Below are 3,525 nucleotides of genomic sequence, written 5' to 3'. Positions count from 1 at the left end.
CACCGCGCCGTCGAGCCAGGCCGCCTGCTCGGCGAGCCGCCGCACCGCCCGGGCGAGCCGGATCATGTTGCGCAGCCGGACGGTGAGTTCGACGCCCTGCATGGACTTGTCGAGGAAATCGGTCGCCCCCGCCTCCAGGGCGGCGAGCCGCACCGCGTCCGAGATGTCGCTCGTGATCATCACGATCGGCACCTGCGCGTAATGCGGGATGGTCCGCATCTGCCGGATGAAGGCGATCCCGTCGATGCCGGGCATGTGGCAGTCGACCAGGACGATATCGAAGGCCCGCATCCGCGCCTCGACCATCGCGGCGACCGGGTCGCCGTGATCGGTGACGGACATGTCGGGCTTGGCCTCCAGCAGGCGGCGGAGGCGCATCCGCATGGTGGCGCTGTCGTCGACGAGGAGCGCGTCCATCAGCGGCGCCCGGACCGGTTCGCGGGCGTATCGGAGCCGGAGCGCCGCAGGCGATCGCGGGACGGCCGGTCGATCCAATGTTCTGACGCAGAAGCCATCGTCGCGAAGCCTTGCAAGACTATTCGATGATCATTGAGACATGCGGCGTTAACGTCCGGTAAATCTGAATTGAAACAGGATTGCTGATATTTGCAGAATTATTGACTTTTGCGAGGGCCATATTTGGATTTTTCCGAAATTGACCCGGATTTTCTAAGTCGATAGACCGGTGAAATCGCGCGCTATACCGTGCCGGATACCTCGGGACTGGTCCGTCTCTGCCCGGGACCGGCGCACCCGGCCGTTCCTGCAGCGCCCCCTGGGCTCGGGCTCGGGCCGATGCCGGGGCGCGGCCGGTGGGAATTCCTGACAGACGGGCGGCCGCCCGCTACCGTGGCCCGGCGACGGCCGGGGCCGTCGACGCGCGACCGGGCCAGGAATCGTCCAGAGCCGGGCCAGGGCAGGGCAGGTCCAGGGCCGGTTCCGGGCTGCCCGGGCCGCGCCGGTGCAGATGGCGTGTCGGGAGGCGCCTGCGCGATGATGCGGTTCGATCTCACCGATCTCGGCCTGTTCCGGCACGTGGTCGAGGCCGGTTCGATCACCCACGGGGCCGCGCGGGCGAACCTCGCCCTGGCGGCCGCCTCGACGCGGATCCGGCTGATGGAGGAGTCCCTCGGCGCGGCGCTGCTGACCCGGGGCCGGCAGGGCGTCAGCCCGACCCCGGCCGGGCGAGCCCTCCTCGTCCACGCCCGGGAGGTCCTGGCCGGGGTGGAGCGGTTGCGCGAGGAGATGGCGGCCTTCTCGGGGAGCGCCTTCGGCCAGATCCGGGTGCTGGCCAACACCAACGCGCTGACCGAGTTCCTGCCGGACGCGCTCTCGGCCTTCCTGGCCGATCACCCCGGGATCGGCGTCGAGATCGACGAGCGCACCTCCGAGGAGATCGTCGGGCTGGTGGCCGAGGGGGCGGCCGATCTCGGCATCCTGTCCGGCACGGTGGATACCGGCTCGCTGCGGACCTTCCCGTTCCGGGAGGACCGGTTCGTGCTGGTGGCGGCCCGGGATCACCCCCTGGCGGCGCGCGGGACGATCCCGTTCGCCGAGCTGCTCGGCCACGACCTCGTCGGCCTCGACCGGCGCAGCGCCATCAGCCGGTTCCTCGTCGCCCAGGCGGTGCGGGAGGGGCGGCCGATGCGCCTGCGGGTGCAGCTGCGGGACTTCGACGCCGTCTGCCGGCTCGTCGAGGCACGGGTCGGGCTGGCGGTCCTTCCCGAGAGCGCCGCCGCCCGCGCCGCCCAGGGCCTCGCCCTGGCGGTGGTGCCCCTCGCCGATTCCTGGGCGCGGCGCGACCTGACCCTGTGCCTGCGCGACCTCGACGGGCTGCCGCCGTTCATCCGGGCCTTCGTGGCACAGCTGCGCGCCTGAGCGTCGCCCGGCCTCCGCCCCGGGCCCGAGGCGGGGAGACCGCAGAGCACCGCGATGGTCGCGGACATGATGCGCGTCGTCCGCGGGCTCGATTCGCATAGGGTTTCCGATGGGGGCGCCGTTCCGTCCGGTCATGAGGCGCGACGGGTCGGTGGTGATCGGCGACGCCGTTGAGGCCGCCGGCCTGGGACGCCCGCAGCCTGCGCGCCAGCCTCTACGCCCGCGGCCTCGCGGTGGAGACCGGCGCCCTCTGGCGGGCCGGGCGCCTGCGCAACCGCGTCGCCCGCACGGAGATCCGTCTCCGCCGATGCCCCCGGGCCCGCGGCGTCCCTGGCGCTCGGCCTGGGGCTGTCGGAGCGTTTGGCGCGCCCTGACGCGGCGGCGTCAGCGCCAGCGCTCCTCCGTGCAGGCCAGCACGTAGACGACGTGCATGCAGCGGGCCTGGGCGGCCTGCGAGGTCGCGTCGCTCATGCACGCCCGCATCCCGGCGGAGAGCAGCCCGCGATCGACGTCCTGATCCCGGGCGCAGGTGAAGATGGGCTGGAAGCCTTCGAACCGGCTCACCTGCCAGAAGATGACCACGAACGCGAGCAGACAGAACGCGCAGACCAGGAGCCGGTTGTCGTAGAACCAGTGTCTCCGATCGGCCTCTGCGGTGTTGCGCGCGCTCATCCCGTCACCGGGGGCGCCGACAGGATCGCGGTCTGGGCCACCTGTGTCCTCCGCAGCGGATCGCCCGCGCCATCTCGCCGAATCCCTCAGCCGCGCCAGCCGCGCCCACCGGGAGGGAACCGTCAGTCGATCACCTCCACGATGCGGCGCGTGCGCGGCTCGACGAGCACCGGATGGCCGTTGACGATCGTGTAGCTGTACTCCGGCAAAGCGAACTCGCGCGGGACATCGTAATACACGACGCCCTCCTCCGGTAGCACGGTTCCGACCCGAACGGGGCCCGCGAGGGCGACGGACGGGCGGCGCTCGCCGAGGGCGTAGATGCGGAAGCGCTCTCGCCGGTCGACGCCGAGGATGCCGTTGGCCGTGCCTACGGCGGCACCGATCGCGCCGCCGACGATCGCCCCGAGGGGGCCCGCCATCTCCTCGCCGCGCGAGGCGCCCTCCTGGGCGCCGCGCTCCAAGCCTTGCGCCTGCGCGATGGCGGGGAGGCCCAGCGTGGCCAGGAGCGCAAGGGGAGCCGCGATCCGCATGGGTGTCGTCCTGGTCGGTGGCATGGACCTTCAGGCCTGCGCCTGAGGGGGCGGGAGCATCCCGGCCACGGCAGGTTACGCCAGAAAGGCTGCCGATCGGTTGCGGCCCGCCGCACGCCGTCCGCAAGGGGGCCGCATCGGGCGCCGGCCCCCTCTTCCGGCACCCTCTTCGCGATCGGCGTGACGGTTCGGCTCTCGGTCGGCTCTCGGGATGCGGGCGGAGCCGCGGCATTGCCCCGGCCCGCCCATGGTTTAGCCTCCCGCTGATTCCGCCGGAGAGGACAGGGCATGTCGATCGAGACCGTGGAGACCGCCGGCCGGCGCCGGGGCGCCGACCTCCTGGTGGAGGTGCTGCGCTCGGAGGGGGTGCGCTACATCTTCGGCAATCCCGGCACCACCGAATTGCCGCTCATCGACGCGCTCACCGAGGCGCCGGACATCG

Annotated in this window: 5 protein-coding genes; 2 read left to right on the top strand and 3 right to left on the bottom strand. The window is 72.1% G+C overall.

The genetic code is table 11. The features are described from left to right. Window positions 1-417: response regulator (locus I53_RS27490; protein WP_043356967.1), on the bottom strand; the 417-nt coding region annotated here is incomplete at its 3' end. Window positions 418-993: 576 nt separating this feature from the next. Between I53_RS27490 and I53_RS27485 the strand changes: the two genes are divergently transcribed. Then, the gene (locus I53_RS27485; protein WP_081948571.1) at window positions 994-1,878 is read left to right on the top strand and encodes a LysR substrate-binding domain-containing protein; all 885 of its coding nucleotides are present in this window, start codon (window positions 994-996) and stop codon (window positions 1,876-1,878) included. 384 nt (window positions 1,879-2,262) lie between these two features. Here the strand turns inward: I53_RS27485 and I53_RS27480 are convergent, their stop codons facing one another. After that, the gene (locus I53_RS27480; RefSeq protein ID WP_043356965.1) at window positions 2,263-2,550 is read right to left on the bottom strand and encodes a hypothetical protein; all 288 of its coding nucleotides are present in this window, start codon (window positions 2,548-2,550) and stop codon (window positions 2,263-2,265) included. 122 nt (window positions 2,551-2,672) lie between these two features. Continuing rightward, window positions 2,673-3,083: a DUF1236 domain-containing protein gene (locus I53_RS27475; RefSeq protein ID WP_043356963.1), complete on the bottom strand. Its 411-nt coding sequence runs from the start codon at window positions 3,081-3,083 to the stop codon at window positions 2,673-2,675. 288 nt (window positions 3,084-3,371) lie between these two features. Here I53_RS27475 and I53_RS35835 point away from each other — a divergent pair. After that, window positions 3,372-3,525 (top strand): thiamine pyrophosphate-binding protein (locus I53_RS35835; RefSeq protein ID WP_148291255.1); only part of this gene is annotated, 154 nt, incomplete at its 3' end.

Source organism: Methylobacterium sp. B1 (assembly GCF_000333255.1).
GTDB lineage: Bacteria > Pseudomonadota > Alphaproteobacteria > Rhizobiales > Beijerinckiaceae > Methylobacterium > Methylobacterium fujisawaense.
Note: the sequence above shows the minus strand (reverse complement) of the source record. Positions and strands in the feature narration are given on the sequence as shown.

Excerpts from the sequence above, each read along its gene's own strand:
- I53_RS27475 (WP_043356963.1), bottom strand. The coding sequence starts at position 3,083 with ATGCGGATCGCGGCTCCCCTTGCGCTCCTGGCCACGCTGGGCCTCCCC.
- I53_RS27485 (WP_081948571.1), top strand. The coding sequence starts at position 994 with ATGATGCGGTTCGATCTCACCGATCTCGGCCTGTTCCGGCACGTGGTC.
- I53_RS27480 (WP_043356965.1), bottom strand. The coding sequence starts at position 2,550 with ATGAGCGCGCGCAACACCGCAGAGGCCGATCGGAGACACTGGTTCTAC.